The organism is Atlanticothrix silvestris CENA357 (genome assembly GCF_016056295.1).
Lineage (GTDB): Bacteria > Cyanobacteriota > Cyanobacteriia > Cyanobacteriales > Nostocaceae > Atlanticothrix > Atlanticothrix silvestris.
In genome coordinates, this window is record NZ_JAECZB010000074.1 from 1 (window position 1) to 25,375 (window position 25,375).

General features: G+C 40.5%; 20 protein-coding genes and 4 pseudogenes. 13 read left to right on the top strand and 11 right to left on the bottom strand.

Annotated elements, in window-relative coordinates:
- Nucleotides 1-126: 126 nt before the first annotated feature.
- Both I8751_RS19065 and dnaG read right to left on the bottom strand, forming a co-directional pair.
- The gene (locus I8751_RS19065) at nucleotides 127-1,023 is read right to left on the bottom strand and encodes a class I SAM-dependent methyltransferase (protein ID WP_214440697.1); all 897 of its coding nucleotides are present in this window, start codon (nucleotides 1,021-1,023) and stop codon (nucleotides 127-129) included.
- A 655-nt stretch (nucleotides 1,024-1,678) separates the two neighbouring features.
- Nucleotides 1,679-3,598: a DNA primase gene (dnaG, locus tag I8751_RS19070; protein WP_214440698.1), complete on the bottom strand. Its 1,920-nt coding sequence runs from the start codon at nucleotides 3,596-3,598 to the stop codon at nucleotides 1,679-1,681.
- Nucleotides 3,599-4,090: 492 nt separating this feature from the next.
- On the opposite strand from dnaG, the gene tftA reads away from it, so the two are divergent.
- The 9 genes from tftA to I8751_RS19115 all read left to right on the top strand — a co-directional run bounded on the left by tftA (nucleotide 4,091) and on the right by I8751_RS19115 (nucleotide 12,213).
- The gene (gene tftA / locus I8751_RS19075; RefSeq protein ID WP_214440699.1) at nucleotides 4,091-5,443 is read left to right on the top strand and encodes a hormogonium tapered terminus morphoprotein TftA; all 1,353 of its coding nucleotides are present in this window, start codon (nucleotides 4,091-4,093) and stop codon (nucleotides 5,441-5,443) included.
- Between the two features lie 996 nt (nucleotides 5,444-6,439).
- Nucleotides 6,440-7,855: a cation:proton antiporter gene (locus I8751_RS19080; RefSeq protein ID WP_214440700.1), complete on the top strand. Its 1,416-nt coding sequence runs from the start codon at nucleotides 6,440-6,442 to the stop codon at nucleotides 7,853-7,855.
- 253 nt (nucleotides 7,856-8,108) lie between these two features.
- Complete coding sequence (locus I8751_RS19085; RefSeq protein ID WP_214440701.1) at nucleotides 8,109-8,444, top strand: cation:proton antiporter subunit C; 336 nt, start codon at nucleotides 8,109-8,111, stop codon at nucleotides 8,442-8,444.
- Complete coding sequence (locus I8751_RS19090; protein WP_214440702.1) at nucleotides 8,441-9,880, top strand: cation:proton antiporter; 1,440 nt, start codon at nucleotides 8,441-8,443, stop codon at nucleotides 9,878-9,880. Before I8751_RS19085 ends, I8751_RS19090 begins: the two co-directional genes overlap by 4 nt.
- Entirely contained in the window at nucleotides 9,865-10,269 is a 405-nt protein-coding gene (locus tag I8751_RS19095) for a Na+/H+ antiporter subunit E (RefSeq protein ID WP_214440703.1), read from the top strand. The genes I8751_RS19090 and I8751_RS19095 overlap by 16 nt, the downstream gene beginning before the upstream one ends.
- Before the next feature lie 63 nt (nucleotides 10,270-10,332).
- Nucleotides 10,333-10,599, top strand: coding sequence for a hypothetical protein (locus I8751_RS19100; RefSeq protein WP_214440704.1), 267 nt, complete (start codon nucleotides 10,333-10,335; stop codon nucleotides 10,597-10,599).
- 93 nt (nucleotides 10,600-10,692) lie between these two features.
- Entirely contained in the window at nucleotides 10,693-10,971 is a 279-nt protein-coding gene (locus tag I8751_RS19105) for a monovalent cation/H(+) antiporter subunit G (RefSeq protein WP_214440705.1), read from the top strand.
- Complete coding sequence (locus tag I8751_RS19110; protein ID WP_214440706.1) at nucleotides 10,964-11,554, top strand: DUF4040 domain-containing protein; 591 nt, start codon at nucleotides 10,964-10,966, stop codon at nucleotides 11,552-11,554. Before I8751_RS19105 ends, I8751_RS19110 begins: the two co-directional genes overlap by 8 nt.
- Nucleotides 11,551-12,213: a Na(+)/H(+) antiporter subunit B gene (locus I8751_RS19115; RefSeq protein ID WP_214440707.1), complete on the top strand. Its 663-nt coding sequence runs from the start codon at nucleotides 11,551-11,553 to the stop codon at nucleotides 12,211-12,213. Before I8751_RS19110 ends, I8751_RS19115 begins: the two co-directional genes overlap by 4 nt.
- A gap of 47 nt (nucleotides 12,214-12,260) precedes the next feature.
- Here I8751_RS19115 and I8751_RS19120 read toward each other — a convergent pair.
- Together I8751_RS19120 and I8751_RS19125 are read right to left on the bottom strand one after the other, a co-directional pair.
- Nucleotides 12,261-12,440, bottom strand: a pseudogene (locus tag I8751_RS19120) (DUF3370 family protein); the annotation flags it as partial.
- A gap of 243 nt (nucleotides 12,441-12,683) precedes the next feature.
- On the bottom strand, nucleotides 12,684-12,956 hold the full coding sequence (locus tag I8751_RS19125) for a hypothetical protein (RefSeq protein WP_214440708.1): 273 nt from the start codon (nucleotides 12,954-12,956) through the stop codon (nucleotides 12,684-12,686).
- Nucleotides 12,957-13,381: 425 nt separating this feature from the next.
- Between I8751_RS19125 and I8751_RS19130 the strand changes: the two are divergent.
- Nucleotides 13,382-14,680, top strand: a pseudogene (locus I8751_RS19130) (CHASE3 domain-containing protein); the annotation flags it as partial.
- Here I8751_RS19130 and I8751_RS19135 read toward each other — a convergent pair.
- From I8751_RS19135 to I8751_RS30485, 5 genes and pseudogenes are all read right to left on the bottom strand, one after another.
- Nucleotides 14,658-15,326 (bottom strand): glycosyltransferase family 2 protein, encoded by a 669-nt coding sequence (locus tag I8751_RS19135; protein WP_318780349.1) that lies wholly within the window; start codon nucleotides 15,324-15,326, stop codon nucleotides 14,658-14,660. The pseudogene I8751_RS19130 and the gene I8751_RS19135 overlap by 23 nt on opposite strands.
- Before the next feature lie 81 nt (nucleotides 15,327-15,407).
- On the bottom strand, nucleotides 15,408-16,253 hold the full coding sequence (locus tag I8751_RS29750) for a glycosyltransferase (RefSeq protein ID WP_225894252.1): 846 nt from the start codon (nucleotides 16,251-16,253) through the stop codon (nucleotides 15,408-15,410).
- Between the two features lie 3 nt (nucleotides 16,254-16,256).
- Entirely contained in the window at nucleotides 16,257-16,583 is a 327-nt protein-coding gene (locus I8751_RS29755; protein ID WP_225894253.1) for a hypothetical protein, read from the bottom strand.
- Nucleotides 16,584-17,389: 806 nt separating this feature from the next.
- Nucleotides 17,390-19,132, bottom strand: a complete 1,743-nt coding sequence (locus tag I8751_RS19145) for a DUF3352 domain-containing protein (RefSeq protein WP_214440710.1) — start codon at nucleotides 19,130-19,132, stop codon at nucleotides 17,390-17,392.
- Nucleotides 19,132-21,876 (bottom strand): annotated as a pseudogene (locus tag I8751_RS30485) (DUF3131 domain-containing protein). Before I8751_RS30485 ends, I8751_RS19145 begins: the two are co-directional and overlap by 1 nt.
- A gap of 91 nt (nucleotides 21,877-21,967) precedes the next feature.
- Between I8751_RS30485 and I8751_RS30115 the strand changes: the two are divergent.
- The gene (locus I8751_RS30115; RefSeq protein ID WP_263973521.1) at nucleotides 21,968-22,102 is read left to right on the top strand and encodes a hypothetical protein; all 135 of its coding nucleotides are present in this window, start codon (nucleotides 21,968-21,970) and stop codon (nucleotides 22,100-22,102) included.
- Nucleotides 22,103-22,444: 342 nt separating this feature from the next.
- Nucleotides 22,445-22,813 carry a hypothetical protein gene (locus I8751_RS19155; protein ID WP_214440711.1) on the top strand — a complete coding sequence of 123 codons (369 nt, stop codon included), beginning with the start codon at nucleotides 22,445-22,447 and terminating at the stop codon, nucleotides 22,811-22,813.
- 3 nt (nucleotides 22,814-22,816) lie between these two features.
- On the opposite strand, the gene I8751_RS19160 is transcribed toward I8751_RS19155, so the two are convergent.
- Nucleotides 22,817-24,043, bottom strand: coding sequence for a DUF3131 domain-containing protein (locus I8751_RS19160; RefSeq protein WP_225894254.1), 1,227 nt, complete (start codon nucleotides 24,041-24,043; stop codon nucleotides 22,817-22,819).
- A 312-nt stretch (nucleotides 24,044-24,355) separates the two neighbouring features.
- Nucleotides 24,356-24,883, bottom strand: a complete 528-nt coding sequence (locus I8751_RS19165; RefSeq protein WP_225894255.1) for a hypothetical protein — start codon at nucleotides 24,881-24,883, stop codon at nucleotides 24,356-24,358.
- Nucleotides 24,884-25,043: 160 nt separating this feature from the next.
- On the opposite strand from I8751_RS19165, the pseudogene I8751_RS19170 reads away from it, so the two are divergent.
- Nucleotides 25,044-25,375, top strand: a pseudogene (locus I8751_RS19170) (IS4 family transposase); the annotation flags it as partial.

The window sequence follows — 25,375 nt, forward strand, 5'->3', positions numbered from 1 at the left end:
TATCCCCCCCAGCTTCCCCAGCTTCCCCAGCTTCCCCAGCCCTCCTTTTCGGTGAAAAGTACAAGCTGCTTTGACGATGAGGAGTAAGAATTATACTAGGTTGCCAAACGCAACAATCTTCAACTGTTAGCTTTTATAGGTATGGCGTGTGGCAATACACATAAGTGATAGCGCTGCCTGGGGTGAATTAGGATTGATAAGAGACAATAATTGGGCCAAACGATATTTCCCATCAGATTTGCCATAATCGCCCTGTAATACTTGAGCACCAACAGTATGGTTGTGGGGATAAACTTTTACTGTAAAGCCAAGTGGCTCTAGAGTTTTATAGTAAAAATCTGGCGTTACTCCATCACCTGGTCGGTGATGAACTTCAGTTGCTAATCCCCAAGTTTGCTCTGCTTGTGAGGTATGGCCTCCTCGTTTGATTAGCCGATATAACCATAAGCGCCAGTTCCATAGCCACAAGCCTAATCCTTGGAAGTTCCAGGCAGTCAACTGAGGGTCGTGATCTGTGATTAAGATACCACCAGGACGGACTAAACGCGCTGCTTCGTTTAACACCACATCCATGTATTCACAATGATGTAATGTAGCATTAACTACTACGAGATCAGCAAAGTTGGAAATAAAAGGAAGTTGGTGAGCATCTGCAAGCACAGGTGTATAGCCAAGACGCTGAGCCATAGATAATGCCCCATAGCTAATATCTACACCAATTAACAACTGTGGTTTTCCCCCAAGCGTTGCATACAAATTGCCTGGACCACAACCAATGTCTACAACAATTTTATTATCCCAACTCCCTATGGCCGCCTCCCAGCAGGACTTGAACATTTGATCACGATGGCAGTTTTCAAAGTAGTTTTTTGCCCATTCAGGATGTCCAAAGTAATAACTATTCGCTTTGATGGGTGGACTTGAAGTAGAAACAGGAAAATTTAGAATATCTTGTTTATCTAAATCCAGTCCCAAATCAGGAGCAATATAAGGTCTGAGAACTGAATATGAAGAAGTTGCCATCGCTATCATCTCTATATAAGAGCCTGCTTTAGTTCCCCATAAACTAAATAAACTTTATCTTGAGGTTGTTTTTAACAGCATTTTTGCATATTTCTTGTTTGTTAATAACAACATATTTGATTTTAGCGTTTTTAAAATCTATCCTTAGAGAGATGATTTTACTTTAAAACCCAACTTGAAGTATAAAATGATATTTTTCATTTTTCTCTATCCGTCAGGATCGCGCCTTTGGACAAGCAGCAAGCAGCAAGCAACAGCCTGACTCGAACAGTTTTCAGGTTTTAGCATTTGTTTGAGATTAAAAAAGAGTGAATTTATCCAAAATGACAATAAAATTTGGCAGTCACTTGATCATTTAGGTTTAGAACAGGAGGTTTCTCTATTTTTGCAAAATATTAAAGTCACAAAAAATCAAAAGGTTAAAGGTTTCAACCTAGCTGCTAGATAGAAGCGAACTCTGAAAGGATGGTCAACAAAAGAAGGATGGTTTATCTTAACCAATTTAACTGACCTAACTTCGGCTATCAATGCTTATAAAAAACGCTTTGATATTGAGGAAATGTTTCGAAAGTTCAAAAGCGGTGCTATAAGTTAGAAGATACAAATGTTAATAGTAATCGATTGATATCTCGGATAAAATCGAATTTATCTAAACTTAAAGTAATTCTGTAATCGAAAATAATCGCTGCCTGTCTATTTTTTGAAGTTTGATCTTTTCGGCGTAGAAAGCTTGATAATAAGATTGATAACGTTCTGGTTCAGCTTCTGGATCTGTGTTCTGCCATAGTTCTAAAAAGTGACGATAGCGTTTTTCAATCATCACCAAATCCATGCAAGCGATCGCAGCTTGAACTACTTGCGGAGTCCGAAGTATTTCTGTTTTCCATTTCTCATTGAGATGAAAAAGATGCGACACTAATCCTAAGTCTTCTGACAATTCTAGATATCTGTCTTGTAGAGTTGAAATGAAATCTACTTGTTCCACCGTTGTTTCTAAAATCTGTTGCCATAAAAATCGGTGGTGGGAAAGGCTAAACTGCAAATCTCGTTCTTCTAGCTCGTCAATAATCGCTTGACGTTGTTCAGGACAATGCAAGTAAATCCTGAGTAATAAAGCCTCCGCATGGACTAAGAGACTATGATCTGTGGAGAGTTGTGAGTGAGAAAGCTTTTCAGCACCTCCCCATGCTTTCTTCGCTGAGACAGGCTTAGAGTATGTAGCCGCAGTAGGAGCAATTTGAGTGAGCAAATTTTCAACTCTTAGAGGTATCAGTCTGGTATCCCCTAAGCTGAGGATTTCGGCACAATGAGAAATGTAATAGTTACGTGTATCACTATTGGCTATGTTTTTAAGTAATTTGACTATTTGTTGAGTTGCTTGTTGAAAATCAGTAGCTTGTCTTAAATCGCGGTTCTTTGTAATTTGATCAATCTGCCAATCTAGCCACAGTGGGGCTTTTGCCAATAATTCTTTATAGTCTTCTGGGGTGTGACTGTACAAGTATTCATCGGCATCTTTACCATTAGGTATATTGAGAATTTTTAGTTGAACTTCCCCTTTATATGCTAATTCGGCAATTTCCCCGATCGCGCGTTCGGCGGCGATATTTCCTGCTTTATCAGCATCAAAGTTGAGTACCAACTGTTTCGACTCGGTGTAGCGTAATATCAACCGTACTTGTTCTAAACTTAATGCTGTACCAAGGGAAGCGACAGCGTTAGTAATACCAGCAGCATGAAGAGCGATCGCATCAAAATATCCCTCTACTACTACCGCTTGATCGAGTTGAGAAATCCCAGTTTTGGCTTCATCCAGGGCAAATAAAGTTTTACCTTTACTAAAAAGTTCCGTTTCTGGTGAATTTAGATACTTAGGTTGCTCATTACCAAGAGTTCTCCCACCAAAAGCAATGATACGCCCTTGGACATCGCGGATGGGGATGATCAGGCGATCGCGAAATACATCATAATAACCGCCCCCTTCTTTGCGTGGTTTAATTAATCCAGCCTTTTCTACTAGTTGTACGGGGTAGCGTCTATCTTCCACCAGATAGCGATGCAGGGTTTCCCAACCTCCGGGTGCATAACCCAAGCCAAACTGCTGAATTGTTTCTTCTTTAAGTTGGCGGTTAGATTGTAGATACTCAATTGCTTTTAGTCCTGGAGATTGTCTAAGGGCGTGTTGATAAAATTGTGCCGTCGAAGCTAGAACTTCATATAACTGTTCACGCAAAGACAGTTGACGCTGCAATTCTTGCCGTTGTTCGGGTTCCAGGGTTTGCACGTTTACTTGATAACGCCGTGCTAAATCCAACACAACTTCTGTAAACTGGCGTTTCCCCAAATCCATCAAAAACTTAATGGCGTTTCCCCCAGCTTGACAACCAAAGCAATAGTACATCTGCTTTGTCGGACTGACTGTAAAACTGGGGCTTTTTTCATCATGGAAGGGACACAACCCTACAAAATCTTTGCCACGCTTGCGTAAAACAACATGCTCCGAGACAACATCTACAATATCAGCTCGTTGTTTAATTTCCTCAATTGTGTCTGGGTGCAAGCGGGGAATTTGCATAAGTAGTCATTATTCATCATGATTATATTTTGGCGCAATCTGTAACTGAGGCGCACCACACGATTCAATATTATTGTTTGCACGAATAATCGTAATTGGGAACAGTTTGCAGCACGAATAGATGAGGCTGTCACAGCAGAAGAACCTTTGCCAAGAAAACTAATTCGTGTGGTGCGTCCAGTCACTTAAAATATGATCGCCTACATGAATGATCTCTTCTCAGGCAATGAACGAGTAACAGGTGCGATCGCACTAACGGCAGAGTTGAGCAAAAGTACATAACTTTTCAACTACATCAGAATATTTGGATTGGTAATGATTGTGCCGTACTAATACTTAGTACCTAGCCCTAAATTTCCAATTCCCAAGTTTAGAGAAATAACAAAGGACACAATGATTATGTACTCCTGATGCATATTATATTGTTGTTGCCATGCCACTAATCAAGTCTAGAATTGCTTACGCTTAATTTTACCAGAGGAAATACTGTAAATGGGACGCATTTTTATTTCAGCAGCACACGGAGGTAGAGAAGCGGGAGGAATTGATCCAGGTGCGATCGCAGGTGGTACGACTGAAGCCAGAGAAATGATTTTACTGCGGGACTTTATTGTAACGGAACTCAGGGCACGGAGTTTTGAAATTTTAGCAGTTCCCGATGACCTAAGTGCCGCAGACACGATCGCCTGGATCAATTCTCGTGGTCGTCGGGGTGATGTAGCCTTAGAAATTCAAGCTGATGCGGCTAGCAGTCCAAGCGTGCGCGGGTCTAGTGTCTACTATATTGCTAACAACAGTGAGCGCAAGAGTAATGCTGAACTGTTGTTGGTAGGATTGTTGCGCCGTGTACCCCAATTGCCTAATCGTGGAGTGAAGCCAGATACAGATAGTGGATTAGGTCGTTTGGCATTTTGTCGCCAGACAGTTCTTCCGGCTTTGGTAATGCAAGTGGGATTTCTTAGCAATCCAGAAGATCGTGCTTTGCTGCAAAATCGTCGCCGGGATTTTGCTTTGGGAATTGCTGATGGACTCGCATCTTGGAGCCGCGTCATTGACCCTACTCCTAATACTCCCCCAGAACCGACTTATCCAGCAATCAATATTAACATTAACGGGCAAAATTACTCAGAACAAGGAGTGCTGGTTAATGGTAATGCTTACATCCCCATTGATTTAGTAGATCGCTTGCGGATTGATTTGTTAAAAGTTCCTAATGTCAACCGTATTACTTACCGCAGAGTGGTATATGTTAAAGCCATTGAACTGCGAGACTTTAATATTGCCATTAGTTGGGATGCTGCAGCTCGTACCGTCAGTTTACGCTCAAATATGGTAGTTTGCCCTGGTCAATATGATCGGGTGATGTCGAATGGTATGACCTCAGAAGTGCAGCTACAACTATTTTTGAGAAATAATAATGATAACGCCTTAGCCAAGTTTCCTGACATCCCAAAACTTTATCGAGAAGAAGCGATCGCCGAGGGAGTTAACCATGATATTGCTTTTTGCCAAATGTGTTTAGAAACTGGATTTTTACGCTTTGGCGGTGATATTCGACCTGAGCAAAATAATTTTGCAGGTTTAGGTGCGATCGGTGGTGGTGCAGAGGCTGCATCCTTTCCCAGTGCCAGAATTGGAGTGAGAGCGCACATCCAACACTTGAAAGCTTACGCCAGTTTAGAACCTTTAGTAAACGAAGTGGTAGATCCACGGTTTCGCTTTGTTACCCGTGGTATTGCATTATCAGTTAATCAGTTATCGGGACGTTGGTCAGCCGATTTAGATTATGGGGTAAAGATTACAGCTGTGCAAAAACGGTTGTATGAGTCAGCAGGATTGCTCTAAATAAGATATGAGGAGTATTCCCAATTTTGCCTGTTTGGTACATACATCTGGATATTTTAGATGAATAGCTAAATTGCTCCAACCAACTGCGTTTTTCTTCCCTCTATAGCAATTGTGTAGAGCAAATAATCATTTTACCAAAACGGCAGATTCTTTGTCACCAACCCAAATTCTTCTGATTACCTGTTCAAGCATATTCTACAGCTTTATATCAAAAACCCTAAAAATTAGATTCCTCTATAGCAAAGCCTATAAGCATAAAAAACTTGACTTATGATTTGTCGCTATAGTCAAATAATCTGTCAGTCTACAGAATTAATATAATTTTTACTTATGTGATTAGTGATTGCAGTCAAAGTTAGTCACAGGTATAGTCTTTTATCTATGAAAGCGATTTAATATTTATTTAATACTTAGGCTTTTGAATGAACAACATTGACATATAAGGCTGTAAGCTATTGTTAATCGCATTAAAGTTGACAGTAAATCAAACTTGCAATTTATGTAAGTTTTTTTAGTCAAATTTTTGAACTGTCTTTGTTCTAAGCCTTTTCTATTGAGGATTCGTATTCAACGAATCGCCATTTAGAAAGGTAATATAGTCTGCTACATGGCAAAAAATTCAAGCTTTCTTTGTTCAAATTTTGATTTCCATTAAACATGGAACTTAATCAAAGTAGCTGACAAATTTTACAACTCAAAACTTATTTTCCTGTTTTTGTCACCACAATTCCAGTATAAAACTCCTATTTGATTTTTGAAAAAACTCAGTACATTTTGATTCCTTCTTCCCTGTTCTCCGCCTCTACGAGCGATTCAGAAATCAAACCGGATGACTTTTCATTGACTAATATTATCCATTCTAGAAACTTACGAGGTGATTTATTTGATGGTGTAATGGCTGTGACTAACAACTATTCGTAATTTCTCATAAAATCACTAATTACGAATAATCTTGGCTCAACTGCAAAACGAATCAGCAACACAAACAAAAACATGATTTTTTCAGAACCAATAGTTAATTCATTTACCTGGTTAAATTCCTTCACTGTAGGTTTACAGTCTCCTTTAATAGCAACAACCACCGAAGCTGAATATGCTCCTATTGTCCTGACTGGAGTATTGCTAAGTTTAGTAGTGATTTATTTGGCTAGTAAAATTGGTGGCGAATTATCTAGAATGATAGACTTGCCTCCTGTCTTAGGAGAATTAATTGGTGGTGTGGTTGTGGGTGCTTCTGCTCTGCATTTGGTAGTATTTCCTGACAGCGGAGCAGCTGGTAGCGACTCCATAATCATGACTATCCTGCAATTCATTAACAACCTCACTCCTGATGCCGTCACATCAATTTTTCAAACTCAGAGTGAAGTTGTTTCCGTTCTTGCAGAACTAGGCGTGATCATTCTGTTATTTGAAATTGGTCTAGAATCAGACTTAAAAGAATTACAAAAAGTTGGTTATCAAGCCACAATTGTTGCTTGTGTTGGAGTAGCTGTTCCTTTCGCGGCTGGCACGGCGGGACTGATTTTGTTGTTTCATGCACCAGTAATTCCAGCAATTTTTGCAGGTGCTGCGCTGACAGCTACTAGTATTGGGATTACCTCCAAAGTTTTGTCAGAAATTGGGCAATTAAAATCTCGTGAAGGCCAAATTATTGTAGGTGCAGCCGTCATTGATGACATTTTAGGTATCATTGTGTTGGCAGTAGTTGCAAGCCTTGCGAAAACTGGCGAAGTTGATATTTTCAATGTCATTTATCTGATTGTCAGCGCTACCGTATTTCTTATCGGCTCGATTTTGTTAGGTAAATATTTCAATCAGAGTTTTGTAGCCATTGCGAATAAATTGCAAACGCGAGGAAACTTAATTATCCCAGCATTTATCTTTGCCTTTTTCATGGCTTTTTTGGGTAATGCCATTCATTTAGAGGCTATCTTAGGCGCATTTGCGGCTGGTTTAGTTTTGGATGAAACGGATAAACGCAAAGAACTAGATGAGCAGGTTAAACCCATTGCTGATATCCTAGTACCAATTTTCTTTGTGACAGTTGGTGCAAAGGTTGATTTAGGCGTTCTTAATCCTTTAGTTCCAGGAAATCGAGAAGGATTAATTATTGCTACCTTCTTAATGGTCGTAGCGATAATCGGCAAAGTTGTCACAGGTTGGTCGATTTTTGGACAAGCTGGAATTAATCGGTTAGCGGTTGGTGTGGGGATGATTCCCCGTGGCGAAGTTGGGTTAGTGTTTGCAGGAATTGGTGCAGCTAGTGGTACTCTTAATAAACCATTACAAGCTGCGATCGTTATTATGGTGATTTTGACAACCTTTGTAGCACCGCCTTTATTGCGGTTTGCATTTAAACAATCGCCAGAAGAAAAAGAATCTTTAGAGGAAGCCAATGTAATAGGCTAGTTACTTTTACCTTTAGAAGTTGTTTTAAAAGTCTTAGGCTGTGATTTTAGGTACTTATTTGATCCCCCCTAACCCTTTTTTTAAGGGGAAAACCGAAATCAAAATCCTCCTTAAAAAGGATGATTTAGAAGGATCTAAAGTTTTTGATACATCAGCCACCACTTTTAAAACATCCTCTTAAACACAAGATAGGTAAAAGAGACGAATTTTATTTTCTCTTTTACCTTCAACCTTTATCCAACAGGCAGTTCCCGTGTTAGAAGCGTGCATATTCGCAACAATACTTTGCGGATTTTTCGGCATCATCCTTAAAAAGAACCTCGTTATGAAGATCATCTCTATGGATGTCATGAGTACCGGGGTTATCGCCTATTACGTGCTGGTTGCATCACGAAATGGTTTGTTCACACCTATTGTTTCCAGCGTCAAAAATGGCGCTTATGCTGACCCGGTTCCCCAGGCAGTCATATTAACGGCGATTGTGATTGGATTTTCGATTCAGGCTTTAATGCTGGTCGGCGTTATGAAGTTGGCACGAGATAATCCGACTTTAGAAAGTAACGAAATTGAGAAGAACAATACGCCATGAGTACCATTACAATTGCCTGGATTGCACTACCATTTTTTTTAGGGTTCGTTATTTATCTGCTGCCAAAAGTTGACAAATATCTTGCTCTGTGCATGGCTTTTGCTTCAGCAGGATATGCGTTGCAGCTATTTGTCACTCAGTCGCCACTTACACTACAGTTACTAGATAATTTTGGCGTTATCTTAACAATCGATCAATTAAGCGGCTACTTTATATTAACTAATGCGCTGGTGACGGCAGCAGTCATCCTTTACTGTTGGCACAGTGATAAGACAGCTTTTTTTTACGCACAGCTCATCATTTTGCATGGCAGCGTCAATGCCGCATTCGTCTGTGCAGATTTGATCAGTTTATACGTGGCATTAGAAGTTATCGGTATTGCCGCGTTTTTGTTGATTGCCTATCCCCGGACTGACAGATCGATTTGGATTGGCTTACGCTATCTGTTTGTCAGCAACGTAGCAATGCTTTTTTATCTGGTGGGCGCGGTGCTGGTCTATCAGGCGCATCATTCGTTTAGTTTTGTAGGTTTGCGTGTAGCACCACCAGAGGCACTTGCTCTAATTTTTCTGGGACTATTGACAAAAGGGGGCATTTTTGTATCGGGATTATGGTTGCCATTGACCCACTCCGAGTCGGAAACGCCAGTGTCAGCCATGCTATCGGGAGTTGTAGTCAAAGCGGGTGTCTATCCATTAGTGCGGTGTGCGCTGATGGTGGCAGAGGTTGACCCGATAGTGAGAATCTTCGGAGTTGGCACAGCGCTTCTGGGAGTGTTCTATGCAGTCTTTGAAAAAGATACCAAGCGGATGCTGGCGTTTCATACGGTTTCACAATTGGGCTTTATCCTCGCTGCGCCGTCTGTGGGTGGTTTTTATGCGCTGACGCACGGACTGGTGAAATCGGCGCTTTTTCTAATTGCCGGGGCTTTACCGAGTCGAAATTTTAAGGAACTGCAACATCAAGCGATCGCTACCCCGGTTTGGATTGCCTTGGTGATAGCCAGCTTCTCGATATCGGGCTTTCCCTTGTTATCTGGTTTTGGGGCGAAGGTGTTGACAACAAAGAATCTGTTGCCTTGGCAAGCGATCGCCATGAATATTGCAGCCCTTGGAACAGCAATATCGTTTGCCAAATTCATATTTCTACCGCGTGGAGGAAAAGCGAATGTAAAATCTGGTTTTTGGGCAGCAGTAATCTTGTTGATTGGTGGGCTGTTTCTGGCTAATATTGCTTATTACGAAGCTTATACCGTTACCAATATCATCAAACCCCTGGCAACCATCGGCGTTGGATGGTTGGCTTACTTGCTGATTTTTAAACACTCAATACTCAAGCTACCGCGTGTCCTTGAAGAATTTGATCATCTGATCGGTGTCATGAGTCTGATTTTAATCCTGCTGTTTTGGAAGGGATTTGCATGGTTGGGCATCTAAATCTAATATTACGGCTGGTCATCTGGTTTCTGCTCACTGCCGATTTCAGTGTCGCTAATATCATCATTGGCGTAAGCATCGCACTTTTATTACCGGGTCGTCACAAAGGGCCGGAAGCATTAAAAGATTGGCTGCGTGTGCTGGGTGAAATTGTAGTGGCGCTTCCACAAGCGTATATTGAGGCATTTGAAATCATCATCCGTCCGCACAAATACGAAGATATCACGATGGAACGAGTCAAACCACGGCGGACACCAGGGCTAATATTTCTAGATATATTTTTGATTACCTTTACACCAAAGACCATTGTTTTGAAATACCACGAAGAAGGCTGGTACGAAGTCCACCGAGTGCGACGGAGGAAAATAGTGGGGCAAAAAGAGGGGTAAAAATCCAAAAAATAAGGGTTTTTGAAGTTTTGCACAGATCATCATTAATTAACTGGACATCGTATGAACCTAAACTTGGTATTGATTGCAATGATTTTGGCACTGCTTATCCCCATGTATGAAGCATGGCAGGATGATGATATTTGGCAAAAAATGCTGGCATTTGCCAGTATTGCGACCAAGACATCAATCATGATCCTGGTCGTAGCTGTCTTGCGTGATGATTGGATGCTCGGTGTTGTCGGAGTAATCATCTTGAGTGTGGGAAATGCCGGATTAATGTTGTTGGCACATGTTCTCAAAAGAATGAATGATTTAGCGAACGAGTAATAAATACTTAAGCAAAATTAATTACATAATTTTGTTTTTCTGTTCCCTGTAGCTTTTCTACACCAATGAATTTAATTTTATGTAACTGCTTATATGATAAACGTGCTTAGTTATACCTGTATAGGTTTAGGAATCGTCTTTTGGTTTTGGGGAACCTTCCCCTTGCTCGGCGATCGCTCAGTGTTATTCAAGCTGCATAGTCTTTCGGTTGCGGATACGCTCGGATCAATGAGTATTATCGTCGGGCTACTCTTGAAGATACCCAGCGAATGGCCGTTGCTCGTCCTTGCCATCATCTCTTTGGCAATCTGGAATACGGTGCTGGGGTATGTGTTGGCTTACTGTTCTAGCAGCGGAGGTAACAATGGATGATAGCTATATTTATGTCATAATCGCTCTACTGCCGTTGGCTGGATGTATGCTATTATTTCAAGCCAATCCATACCATGCCCTAGTAATTCGCGGCATACTAGGAGCGATCGCAGCATTAGTATATACAGTTTTGGGGGCAGCGGATGTTGCTTTGACCGAAGCCTTAGTGGGTACTATGTTGGCAATTACGCTCTATGCAGTCGCAGTGCGTTCATCGTTGGTTATGCGCCTTGGTGTACTCAAAGACGAGGCGATCGAAACAGGTGACAATGATCATTTTGAGCAACTAATGGATAACTTACGCACAATTTTGAGCAAACGCTATATGCGGCTTGAGTTAGTATCATACACGAATACCAAAGCCTTGCACCGGGCGCTGATGGATAAAGAAGTTCATGCAATTTGTGCGCCACCAGAACACGATGATCAAGATAGCACAGTGCATAAAAACAACAAACAACCCTATCACACCAAAACCAGAATCCAACGCATCTATGAGATCATGCAAAGTGAACTTTCATCACCAGTAACAGCCCTGACCTATGTAAGTACAACAGATTCCGGGGAGGAGCAGCATAAATGAAATGGGTCTACCTTGCTGCGGGCATAGCCCTGTATATCAAATTCCTCGTCATGCCCAATGCTGCACCAGATTTACCAGATATCTCTATTGTGGAAACGGTTGTCCAAGATAGTGGGATACCCAATGCAGTTTCGGGTATCATTTTCAGGAATCGACTGTATGACACTATCTTCGAGGTGGTGGTATTTACAATCGCGATCATGGGAGCTAGTTTTTTGCTGGCCAATGAAAGACCATCCTGCACAATCTATCGTTTCACCGATCAACCATCTATTCTGCTGGCGCGTCTGGGAGCGACTATTGCCGCGTTGGTAAGTATAGAACTTGCTATCCGGGGGCATCTTAGCCCTGGCGGTGGTTTTGCAGCCGGTGTGGCGGGCGGAACTGCGATCGGTCTGATTGCAATTACCTCGTCATCAGAGTGGATGCAAGGGATCTACCAGCGCTGGCACGCCGCTACATGGGAAAAAGTTTCAGTTCTTGTTTTCATTGTACTGGCGGTTATAACTCTGGTAGGAGTAGAGTTACCCCACGGAGAGTTGGGCGCACTTGTCAGTGGAGGGATTATCCCCCTACTCAATATCTTGGTTGCAGTCAAAGTCGCGTTGGGTTCGTGGGCAGTGATTTTGGTTTTTATTCGTTATAGGGGATTATTGTAAAAAATCAAGACTCTGGAAAACTTCAAAAAATAAATTATCCAGATTCAACTGGCTGCTTGTAATACTTGTAATGTTACTGGTTCATTCCCTAGATTGTGAACGATTATCCCTTGATAAACGGTGCGGTTTTGGGCTGGTGTTTCTGCCCTGACGATATGATGGGCAAATAAATCAAACCTGCCTTGGAATGGATAGTTTAAATGCGCTTCCTTTACTGGTTTACCATCCTACGGTGTACACACAAGTCTTCTAAAACTGCCCCATCAACTTACAATGCCAATGTACTGATCTGCAAAAATTAACCTTAAGCGCCTTACGCACCCCACTTAAGATTTACTTTATAAATAGTTTCTCATTGGAAGAGCAGACTATTAGTAAGAAGATGTAGCCATTTGACCAGAAATATGCGTTGAAATAAAAATGCACTGGACAATTGACTACGTTATCTTCGCCAAAGCTACTTTTTAGAACTACTGAATATTGAATGCAATAATACCAATAAATACGGCAAGACCTAGGGCTCTGCGAAAATAGTTAACGCCTTGAAATAATTCCAGCCACGCCCAAGTAAACAAGGAGCCATTTGATAATATATCTAACACTGCATTGATTTTGCCATTTGTAAAAATTAGAGCTAATAAACTAGTTACTATCCAAACAATAAGCGGCAGATTTGGCATCTGAGCTATAACAATATTGCCATCGCTATCCCGGAATGTTTTATCAATTAATGTATTTTCCATTGTTTACAGTTGCCACTTCAGTAAAAATTATTAATTTACAAAATTACCGCTTATTCTATTAAAAATAAACTTAAATTAATTGTAAATTATTTAATAAAATTAAAACATTTAAGCAAATCATAAACAAGCATCTAATTGCTGAGTTAAGAGAAGTCAAATATATTCATATATGATTATATCCATAGGCATAATCATATTAAATTAGACACAGTGCCAGATACTGCCCATGATTGATTTAGTGCGCGGCAGTAGCAATGGAGCTGGTTTAGGTTTGATAAAACACTTGGACTACCTGCATTACTGGAATTAAGTCACTCAGGTCAAATTTTAACAAGCGGTATTAGGACTAAATACTGGGAAAGATAAGAGGCAGAGAAAGAGGCGCTTCTCTATCCGAAAACTCCTAATACCCTTTTCTTACACCAATGAAAGCACCATTACCTGATAACGAATCACAGAGAATCGAAACACTTTTGGAGTATAAAATTCTTGACACTCCATCAGAAGCAGCTTTTGACGATCTGACTTATTTAGCTTCGTATATTTGCGGTACTCCTATTGCCTTAATTAGCTTAATTGATACTAATCGTCAGTGGTTTAAATCAAAAGTCGGTTTAGAGGCATTAGAAGCATCCCGCGATCAAGCATTCTGTGCCCACGCGATCTTACAACCTGAAGTTTTTGTTGTACCTGATGCTACCTCTGATCAACGGTTTGCTAATAATCCTTTAGTTACTTCTGATCCAAATATTCGATTTTATACTGGTGTACCTCTAATTAATCCAGAGGGATATGCATTAGGAACACTTTGTGTAATTGACCGCGTACCACGAAACCTTTCTCCAGAACAAATAGAAGCGTTACGTGCTTTAGGCCGCCAAGTAATCAAACAACTAGAACTACGGCGCAATTTAGCAAGTTTAGTATTGATGACTAATGAACGTAAACAGGCACAGAATATGCGTAAACAATTTTTTAAAAAGGTGGCTGGAGGGTTTGGGTTAGCATCGATAATTTTAATTTTAATTGGCACCCTTTCATATCAAAATACAAAAGTATTAATTAATACTAATAAAGATGTAATCACAACCCAAAAAAGTATTAATAGCTTGGAAGAATTGCTGTCTGCAATGAAAGATGCTGAAACTGGACAACGTGGTTACATCATCACTGGAGAGGAAACTTATCTGCAACCTTATAAATCAGCGTTAGCAGTCATAGATCAAGAAATTGCAGAGATCAATATTTTTACAGCCAGTAATCCCAACCAACAAAAACAGCTAAAAACCCTTAGCAACTTAATCACAGCAAAACTAGCTTTCGTGAAGTCTACCATCGACTTGCGTCAAGAACGAGGATTTAATCCGTCATTGCAACTTCTGCGGACAAATTTGGGCAAGAATCTCATGGATAATATTCGCAAAATCGTCCGTGAGATGGAGGATGAGGAGCGATCGCTGCTTAATCAGCAGTTAAAAGCAGCTAAAGTTAATGCTAGAAATACAATGTTGACACTGGCGATCGCCATTAGCTTAAGTTTTATTATTCTTGCTATTGTCTACTACCTTATTTATCGTGAAGTTACAGAGCGTAAATTAACAGAAGAAACTCTGCATAAAGAGCGTAACTTTATCTCCGCAGTTCTAGATACAGCCAGTGCTTTAGTAGCAGTTCTCGACTCCCAAGGAAAAATTGTTCGCTTCAATCAAGCTTGTGAGCAAACAATGAAAAGACAAGCAATTGTGGCCAAACCAGCCGGAAATAAATTCCAGATTGTCGTTGCTTGGGCGTAACTTGGAAGTTGATTTTTTGTCCTGTGAACACACTCAAAACAGCTTGGATTAATAAAGGAAATAAAGCGATCGCGTATTGTTCTGAACGCCAAACTTCTCTAGCTGGAATACCCCAAGTAGCAGCTAAAAATGTCAGACGATTAATGATAAAAGCTGGAAAAAAGTGTAAAGCAAAATCAGGGCCATAAGTTTTAACTGGAATAATGTCTGTGAAAAAATAAATAATAGGACAAGCAATAAAAATCAAAGTTGCAAAACCAGAAAAATAGCTATACATTGTCTTGAAATATTGCAAACGTTGCCAAAACGTTAGCCCTATTTTTGTCAGCGGATTTTCTCTCAGTAACACTTGGATTGTTCCTTGGGCCCAGCGTAACCGCTGTTTCAGAGTAGAACTTAAGTCATCAGGTGCTAAACCTTCTGCCAAAAGTTCATTATGATAAATAGATTTCCAGCCAGCACCGTGTAAACGCATAGCGGTGTTCATATCTTCTGTAATACTGTTGTTATAGGACTCATATTTGATTTCTGAACAAAACTCAGTACACTTTCTTGAAAAGTTCTCCGGCAGGAGTATCTCCCCGGCAGACTTTCCGCTTTATTTCTTCTTACCTATTCCCTATTCCCTGTTCCCTGTTCCCTTACTACGCAAATGATTTCAGGAATCAAAGCAGATTCCTATAGATACGCCACCAATTAATTGAAATTCATTTAATCTTTTTTCATCTTTAGCAAATTCATCAGCAAAGTTTTGCAATCCCACACTAATTAATGCTTCACGCCTCAATACTGCATTTGTACCTGTGTAAAAAGCGGCATTCATGCCATCTTTACCCTGTTGGAGTGGCCCATAAAATAAATTTGCTCGATGTCCAAAGGGATCGCCTGGAGGAATATTATAAAAATCTTGGCGAGTTTGTACAAAAGCAATACGGTTTTGGTCGTACTTTCCTGTGAAAAGATTGTAAGTATAGAAGTACGGCAAGACTCGCTGAAGAAATTGCGGTTTGGGAATATGATCGGCATCGAGAGTTAGAATAAACTCTCCAGAAGTTTCGCCCGAAAAAATCGCGTAATTAAGATTACCTGCTTTGGCATGATGAGGTACACCAACAGGTTTGGGACGAGCAATATAACGAAAACGAGCAAGTTCAACTAGTTCTAGTTCTTTTTTACGAATTGCGGCTTCTAAAGTATTTCGTTCAGTAGTCAAGCGATCGCCTAGGATTTTTACAGAAGTATCGCTAATATTTTGATGATTGAGAGGTAGCCAAAGAATTAACTTACGCAGACTCTGAACAAATCCGACAGCAGTTTGATCAAGATTTTCTGCTTGTTGTGATGAGATTTCTTGTAACCATTGTTCAGCTGCTTCAGTATCAAGTTGCAGATTTTTTAGTTGTTGGAGGCGTTTTAATAAACAAGAGTGTTCCGCATCAATGCGATTTGCTTCTTGCTGTAATAGTGGCGATCGCAAATCCTCAAAACACAACTTTTCTGTCATGGCTCACATATCAGCCGAGTTGCCATCATCTAGCACATAAACCCGCAGTTTGGTGACAGGATAATCTATGGCTAAAGCCGCCTGAGCAGTTTCTTCCACAATTGCCGGCGGCTCGTTGTAGCAAGTGATAAACACATCGACTGCAGGCCAATCTGATCTGGGTAGAGATGGGGTTATTTGACCAAGAGACTTAACCTGTCGCTCTAAAGGTCGCCATAACCCAATTACAAACATCACACCACCGAAATAGCTATAAATTTCTGCTAGCAGCAACGGAATAGAAAGCCACAATGCATCAAAATTAATCGAATGAGTAACGCGCCATTGCAAATACCAAATTCCAAAAATTAAATTGATTTCTGCTAGATAGCGAAATAACAGCGTTCTTTTTTTTAAAATTGACCGACTGTTACCAGAAAACTTTACTGAATTATCAACAATAGAAACTGAAGTACCAAAAATAAAATTAATCGGCTATTACAGGAATTCAAAAATAACGATGCAGTACACCCGTAGGGGCACGGCACTGCCGTGCCCCTACACCTTGCGATATAATCTTGTACCTTATCTGAATGGGAAGTGCTGTAAGATATTTTGGACTTGAGGCTTAACAACATTATTCCAACCCATTTCTAAATGCCATAATTTTTCGGATTACGCTTGTTAATTTGTAGCGTCATACCATCTACTACAACCGTCTTGACTCATGTATCAGTATTCCCAAATACAACTGATTACTAACAAGCGCAGCCTTCTAATACCAATTCACAAAAATCTTGATACATATAGATTTATTGTAGGGAACATTGCCGTGCCTCTACTAACGTATTTGTATCATTCTTAAAGTTATACCAATTCTTTATGAAGATGCACTAAATTATTTAATTACGAACCGCCAAGAGCGCCAAGAGCGCCAAGTAAGAAAAGGATAATCATTAAATGCAAGTTTATAAAGAATTTCTATTATATGGTATAAATCCAGCCATTTCAAAGTGATTCGTAAAACCTCTTGTATTTTCTCAGCGCTCTTAGCGCCTCTGCGGTTTAAAAGTAATTTCTTTAACCACTACAGACACAGCAAAAAGTTATCAACAAAAGCCACTGCGTTGCTTTTTCTTCATAACAAACTTTTCAGCTTATTTCCTAGTAGGAGCCAAAACTAGCAAAATATCAAATTGTTCTCGGTCTGATTTTGTAGAAGTCGTGGCACTAATGCTGTAAACCGAGCCGATAGTTTGTTTCCAAGGTTGGAAACTAGGGTCATTAAATATTGATGGTAAGAAACCATAAACCCATGACAACAAAGACCCCATATTCACATAAAAATATCCGTGGTTAGGATAAGGCAAAGAATTGGTAGCAGTTGTGAAATTATAAGTTGTAGGTAGCAATATGTATGGCTGTGGTACTAAATCTGTAATTGCCCCGAATCCAGTAGCCACGATCGCAGTATTGTTATTTACCCAACTATAAGCCAGCAAACTCTGTGAAGAATCTCCTCCCACATCCCAACTGGTGACAGTTTGACCTTTAATGGTGTGAGTATTGACCTTAACTCCTCCCCCTGAAAAGGATTTGGCAAATTCATCTAATTTTTTGAGGGTGGTTTCTGCGGCGGTGCGATCGCTTGTTTGTACAGCCAAGCCTATCCCTAAATTAAAATTCGGCCCTACTAATTTAAACAATCCGCCTTTAGTCGGAAATAAGAAAAAACCATATTCCCCATCCATCCAACCTAAAATATCTTTTTCCAAATCTAGCCCTGTGCTGCTACGAACAAAGCTACGCAATGTTTCGAGCATATCTTTGAGTTGCGGCTTTGTGGTTAATGCTTCAGCTATCTGTTGCCATTGGTAGCTAATATTACGACCAGTAAAAGCCGAGTAAGTAGTCCCAGGCATTCGATCTAAAATAGTCTCGGTTTTTTTGAGATTAACTTTACCTTGTTTCGATTTAGAAGTTTGATGGTAAGCGTTGACTTGAAAGCGCAATCCTTGTGGTTGCAATGTCAAAAAGCCATTAACGCTGCCGTATTTATTTAATTGTTCCAGATTGAGAGCATCAATACCAAATACAGGAAACGGCAAATTTGGATCTTTGGAGATGTCGCTGATTAAGGGGAGGAATGTAGCTAAATTTTCGTACAGCGTAAACAGTACCTGACCAGATTGAGACTGCTGGATTGTCTGCTGAAACTGAGGATTTTTCGCTAAATTGGCATTGCTTTGCTTCGCATCAATTAACTGCTCAATGGGTTTAGCTGTGATACCGCTGACAACATATCCTGGTAGAGTAGCGATCGCAATACCACGGTTTTTTGTTAACCAATTTGGCTTCACCAAATCCGGCGCAGCAGACAATTTCAGTTTTTTTAGAGAAATAGTAGGTAGCTTGTTGTGGGATGGCTCTGTTTGGGGAGATGGCAGTTCTAATATAGTAATACCCTTATACTGCCGTACTTTTACCCGTGGCGTATCTTCTTTGAGTTTATCCAGCAATAACTGTAAGCGCGTGTCATCTTTGACTGGAGCTAGCATGAGAAAATTAGCATCTATGCTAGCAGTCGCAGATTCCACCTTTGGCATAAACACAACTGCTACTTGATCTCCTAACCAAGATTCAATATCTTTGGCATAGTCTAACTGCAACGTCGGCGGTAAAAACTGTGCTGCTGCTGTAAAAGCTGTTTGAAATAACTGAAAGCGACTTAAAGTAGCCCAAGTTGCTTTTTTTGTATTCACCAAACCTACCAATGGTGTATCGGCTGGTAAAACATTGGCAATAGTTGGGACAGAAGATGGTGGCTTTTGAGTTGTTTCTTTTACAGGCGCAACTGTTAAGGCCGCAAGCAGTGATAACGTAGCAATTGGTAATACCATTATTTTTTGTCTCTTATTGCAGTTACTGGGATAGAACTATCGCTACCTGAAACCCAGTAAGTGCCATAACTATCAGAAACCACTTTGGCTCTATGTGTAGTATTACTGGGTAGACCACGACCAGAATCACCCTTCGTCACAGCTTGCCACCAAGGAGAGTTCTTAGCAACAGATGGACGAATCAGGGGTTGTCGATTCATGACTCTGTACAGCAAGGATTGCAAGATCATACTATTGGTGCTGCTAGTAAAACCAATTGCTGTTTTACCTGTAGTTTCATAGAAGCCTTCATAGAAACCTACCAGGGGATTATATAAGTCAGCTGTTCCTTGTAATAACTGTTGACTATACTTATCTTCTGGCAGCAGGGCATGATAAGCAAAAGCTACTGCTGTACTGACCAATCGCTCCTTTGGTAAAGGTTGACCGTCATCCCCTAAAGCGACCCAAGACTTACCTTTTCCAGAAATTGTGCTGTGAACTGTATAAGGTTTGCGATCAATTAAAGTGGTAGCTGAAGCTGTAAGTGTATTGGTGCGATGGTAACGTTTGGCTTGCGCTTGGAAAATTGGCTCAAAAAGCGATCGCATTTTGGGATCTAAGCCAAATTCCAGTGCATAAAGCAAGAAAGGATTACTAACGGTATATTGGTTAACTTGGGATTTGGTATCTGTGCGACGACGTTGGATTGGTATTTGTATTCCTTCCACCGCAGCAGTTTGATATTTACCACCAACCGCAGAACCTTCAAGATTAAATCCCCATAATTGAAAAGCCCGCGCTGCATATTCTTCATAACCCAAGCGGGTTTCGGGGTTGATGCGGGTGAGATATCGCCCATCATCTTTAGTAACAGTGGCACTAGAAAGAATGCCTTCACGTACCACACGCAAGTATGACCAATCTAGGACAATCTTATCTACCGCCGCTGTATATTCAAGATGACAGCTTTTTAAATTGTAAAGTGCTGCCAATATTCTGCCTAAATCTAAAGCCGACCAACCAGTCCCTTCTGGAACAGGGTTTCCACCATAATCTATCGGTTGGAGCGTTTTGGTATCATAACCCCGACCGGGTAATTCTCCTGCAAATAAGGGTAACTTAGTTAATGCACCTAAAAGATGACGAGTGCGTTGATCAAATTCCTTGGGAGTAATTATATCGAGCGATCGCGCTGTATGAAGTGCTGCAAGATAATCACCTAATCCCCAAAGAGTAGCACCTTTAAAATCACTGCGATCGTCGATTAGCCCATTTTTAGCATGATAATTTGCCTGAAAGTATCGCCAAGCCGCTTCTGCATAACGTCGTTCAATTACTGTCAGTGGCCGAGTTAGTTTCAGGTTAGATGATGACTGAGGACTACCGACTGGTGGAATAGGTGCAACAGCTACTTCCGTAGGTTTAGAAGTTTCCGTAGGTGGTACAGTTGGGGTTGTAGCAGTGGAATTTGGTTGATTGGAAGAAGTATCACTAGATTTACTATCACTAGGCTTGCCAGTAGATACACTAACAGAACTACTTCCAATTAATGGGCGATTTCCTCTAGCTTTGTAGTATAAAATCTCCAAAATCAGCCCATTAGTATTACCTGTCAAAGCTTTATTAGGCTGTTTCGATTCTTCATAAATACCAGCATAGTAACCATCATCATTAGGGCTGCGGAGGTCTTTGACTGCATCAAAAATCTTTTGAGCATAAGCATTATCTGGGAACAAATAGCGCCAGCCAAAAGCTGCTTTGGTACTAAGACTACGAAACTGCGGGTAAGGTTGATTGGTATCTGTAATTGTTGCCCAAGCTGCACCGTTGGCATAGACGGTGTTGTAGAGAAAATAAGGTGCTTGATCGATATTGTCTTCTGTAACCGCAGTCAATTGACCTGTAGTATCATAACGTCGCTTCTGCACATCTAAAACCCTAGCCGCAAAGTCTGCTAAATCTCCTTGTAAACCAAATTCTATACCATCAAGGATATAAGATTCACTGACAATATAATTATTGGCGTTAGTACTTTGGAAGTCGCGGGTATCAACGGGAATTTGCACACCATTGATTTCGACCATCTTAAAAGGTTCCAAAGAAATAGCTTTGGGTGCTTTAAAACCCCAAAGTTCATAGCCTCTAGCGCCGTATTCTTCGTAGCCTAGCCGTCCTTCTTGTACCAGTAAAGTCTTATTATCTGGTAGAACTGTTGCGCCAAAAAGTTGTCCATCTTTGAGCGATCGCCCTACTTGCCACTTTGCTACAATTCCCTTGAGCCAATCATTATATTGGGGGTGACAGGTGCGGATAACATCAAACGCCGCTAATATCCGACCTACATCTAAAGCAGATCAGCCAATCCCCCGTTCGATGGGATTGTTTCCATAATCAACCATCTGTCCGGTAGCTGCGTTATAGACTTTATTTGGTAAAGCATCCTCAAACAACTTTAAGTTACTGAGACTTGTCAAAAACTTATTCAGGCGTGCATCAAAGTCTGCTTGGTCAGTAAGATTCAACCATCGCGCCGCATTCAACGCCATCAGGTAATTGCCCATATCCCAGAGCGTACCAGAAGGATAACCCCCAGTAGAATTAGTAAATCCTGTTGCTGGCTGATAGTTTTTGACAAAATATTGCCAAGCCGCACGAGCATAAGTTTGTTCTTCAGATGTTAGGGGAATTGTAATATTGCTACAGCTATTGGAATTTTGCGATAAGACTGGTGTCGTCGGGTTAAGGCTACACGCAAAAAGCATCCTCTTGCCAAATTTGCAGGAATTTTGAGTGACTCAGAGGCAGAAGAACTCCAACAAGCAATTGCTATAGAGTGTCGACAGGTAGATTTGAATGAGTGGTGAGGTTGCACTAGATACCTCTGTTGCGATTCGTTTCTTAAATGGAGATGTAGCGATTACCGAAAGAGTGTTGACATTAACAGAAAGCGATCGCTTCATAAATCAACTTTTGCGATTTGAAAATTAACTTTTACGACTTGTAAATTAAATTTATAACTTGAAAATTAACTTTTGCGATTCCTAAATTAAGTTTTTGAACCATAAATCAGTTTTTACGATTCGCAAATTAAGTTTTTAACTCGTAAATCAACTTTTGCGATTCACAAATCAACTTTTGTGACTCGTAAACTTGTTTTTATGACTAATTTCAGCAAAATTACTCTTATTTATTGATTTTAATGCTTTCAAATTTCTGTAGCTTCACTCAGGATACTACATCTGCTTATTGCGTATTGTAGTGGTATCTAAAGAACTCTGTATGAATTTCCATCAGGTTCTCTCTACACTCAAATCTAAACAGGAAAACTTTATGGCGCAACGCAAACGCAACTCCATCGCACTTACCAAAGCTGAACGACGGATTGAAGGAATCCAAATGATTAATCCTGAGTTAGCTTTTGGTAATGGATTATCAGTCGCTAGTTATAACACGAAAATTCTGGAATTACGAGACAAGCTAGCTGCTTATAATCAAGCACGAGCAATGGTAGATAAAACACAGAATGCTTTAGTAGAAGCAGAACGTGAGTTAAATACTTATTCTGAACAGATGCTGCTGAGTGTTGCATCTCGCTATGGCAAAAACAGTGATGAGTATGGGATGGCTGGTGGAACGCGCAAATCAGAGCGAAAGAAAGCGCGCCCGGCGGTCAACCAAACAGTAGTATCTGCCGATTGACTGCTAATTTTTAACTTTTGCCCAAACAGTAAGTGGTTTACCAACTTGTTTATACAGCAAGCTTTCTAGAATTACACCATTATTATTAGCCGTGAGAGATTGATTCGGCTGACGCAGAGATTCATAAAAGCCGTTGTACCAACCGTCTTTAGACTTAAGATTGGCTTGGACAAAATCAAATAACTGGCGAGTATAAGCAGTGTTGTAAAGTATGTGCCAACCGATCGCAGCTTTGGCACTGAGGAAGCGTAAATTATTATGCTGTTCTTGGGTATCGGTAATCGTCGCCCAAGGTTTGCTATTAACAAACAAGCTGTTGTAAACAAAGTATGGCGGACGATCTAAGTTATCTTCTGTAAGGGCAGTTAATTGTTTTGTGGCTTGATAACGGGCTTGTTGAGCAGCTAAAATTCTATCAGCATAGACTTTTGGCAAAGCTTTAAACCCAGTTTCAATACCGTCGAGAATATAAGGCTCACTCAGGACGTAGTTATTTGCTCCTGAATTTTTAGAGTCGCGGCGATCGTAAGGAACACCCTTTCCATAGAGATTTACAAAGGCAGTATTAGACTTGTAATCTAAAGCTTGCTTGACATCTAATCCCCACAGTTTCAAACCATAAGCGGCATAGTTCTCGTAACCCAAGCGACCTTCTTGGTTATACTGTTCTTTACCTTGAACAACAGCAGTACCATACATTTGGCCGTTTTTAGTGAGGCGCTTAACTTGCCAATGCTTCCAGACAGCTTGCACAGGCGATCGCATTTTGGGATACTTAGCTTCGACAATTTTCAGCCAAATTGCCATTCGTCCCAAATCAATGGCTGACCAACCAATTTCTTCTCGTTTATCTAATTGTCCATAATTAACTGGGATGAGAGTTTTGGCATTGTAGACTTTGTTGGGTAATTCACCTTTATATAAAGGGAGCGATGCTAAAGTTTGCAACATCTTGCTCATCTTCGCTTCAAATTCTGCGGCTGGGATAAGATTGAGTTCTTTAGCACTAACCAAAGCTGCGATCGCCGCTGCTTGATCCCACATAGTGACAGAAGTAAAGCCATCGACGGAATTGACTAAGCCAGTTTCATTGTTCCAGTTGCGTTGAAAATATAACCAAGCTTGACGAACTACAGCCATATCAACCGAGTCTAGTTTGCCAACTCCAGGAGCAATATAAAGATTTTTTGTTGATGTTAATTCACTAGGAAGTATTGGTGTTCCTGGCAAAACTGCGGATTTAGCATCAAGATTTGCTATTTTTTGCGCTTGTGTTTCTGCACTTTTCGTAGGAGAGATATTTTTAGATGTTGATATTGCAGGTTTTTGTATAGTTTGAGAAAGATTCCCAGACCAAGCATTTAAACCAGCGATCGCAATTACTGCGGTAACTACCCCTCCTACAGAAGCCAGTATAGATAAGCCTTTAAATGGGGTTGGAAGTCAGAACTCATGTTGTATAAAGCCTTATTTTGTAACTTAACTATCGCTTTAAAAAACTCAACAACTTCATCTTTCCCAACTTTCAAATCTAACTAACATTTAAAATTTGACCCGCAATTGTCCTGTTAAAGAGTTACCACCGTAAGCAGTTCCTCCTGTGTCTTGATTTCGCACATTACTCAAGCTATAACCAAGGTCTGCCTCTATACTGGGCGAAAATTTTGCTGTACAGCGACTTTGATAAGTGTTGGCATAATCAAATTCACCATTAAGTCGTTGTTGTCCCAAATTGGCAGATAGCCGACAGCGTAAGAAATCAAAAACCTGTCCCTCCCAAGCCACTTCGGCGTTATATACTAAAAAATCTGGTGGAGAAAAATAACCACTGGTGCGTTCTAAATTGCGATCGTAACTCCAATTAAACAAGTTAGCTGCGACAGAAAATTGTCCAAACTTGCGTTCTAGCCTGCTAAAAGACTGAATTTCAAAATTGCGATCGCTGTAATTACCCAAGCGTAACGACGAAAACAAGCTTGTATCACGATCAATTTGCCAATATAAATCAGGCCCAAATCGCCAAGCAGTAACTGAAGGGGTGACAAAGAGGCTGAAGCTCAGGAAATACAAGAGTGTGACTGTTTTGGGGTAAAAAAAGATAGGTCAGGTATTCTCAACAAGACCTATCAAATGATAATATTACCTAAATTCTACCAAAACTGCTTTCAAAATGTACTGACACCCGCACAGTACAAGATGTTGGAAATCTTGATTATAAGGATATCGAATCTTGGTGCTAGGTGATAGGGAATTTCATAGCATCAAACTGGCGAATTGGTTACACAGCAAGAGAATTGACTTTGTACTCCGGCAAAAGCAAGGCACTTATATTCGACAAGAAAATCAATCATATCAACGGTTACAATCTTTGGGATTAATTCCTGGTACCTCCTTGTTTCTCACAGGTATTCAAGCCACTAAACAAAAAGGTTTTGCTCATTTGAATTTAGCTGGATATTACAAGCGTCAATATCGGGGAAAAGTTGAACCTGCTGGCTGGTTTTTACTGACTAATCTAGATAGTCTTGCCGATGCCATTAAAGCATTTAAGTTGCGCAGTGG